A 642-nucleotide genomic window follows, 5' to 3' on the forward strand; every position below is an offset into this window, starting at 1 on the left:
AACTTTAGGTGGATTAAATTTAATGTGATAAACACGACCTGATGGCGCGTGCACTCGACGACCAACAATACGTTCAACAATAATTTCATCAGGTACAGCAAATTCCAGTACGAAATCAACATTGATACCCGCTTCTTTCATTGCATCAGCTTGTGGAATTGTTCTTGGGAACCCATCCAACAAGAAACCATTACGGCAATCGTCTTGTTTGATACGCTCTTTCACTAATGCTATTACTAATTCATCAGTCACTAATTGACCGTTATCCATCAATGCTTTTGCTTTCAGTCCTAATTCTGTACCTGCGCTAACCGCAGCACGTAACATATCACCGGTTGAAATCTGTGGGATACCATAGTTTTCTTTAATGAATTGAGCCTGAGTGCCTTTACCAGCGCCTGGAGCGCCTAGTAGAATGATACGCATCGCGTAAATCCCCTTGCATTTAATTTTTTATAGTTAAACTCGAAAACGCATTACCATACCATTTTGTGAGGTCATCGCTCAAGAAATCACGTTATCGATTGCACTTTATTTTTATCGCAAAAGAAAAAAACCACGCTCTCTTGCGCAAAGAACGTGGTTTAAATGATTGAAAACGAATATGGTTACGCGTTTTTAGCTAATAGTTGATTCACTAAA

Annotated in this window: 1 protein-coding gene; it reads right to left on the reverse strand. The window is 39.3% G+C overall.

Annotated elements, in window-relative coordinates:
• Positions 1 to 426: adenylate kinase (gene adk / locus IE142_RS39920; protein ID WP_191889457.1), on the reverse strand; the 426-nt coding region annotated here is incomplete at its 3' end.
• Positions 427 to 642 lie beyond the last annotated feature (216 nt).

Source organism: Streptomyces mutabilis (assembly GCF_014649815.1).
GTDB classification, from domain to species: Bacteria; Actinomycetota; Actinomycetes; order Streptomycetales; family Streptomycetaceae; genus Streptomyces; species Streptomyces mutabilis.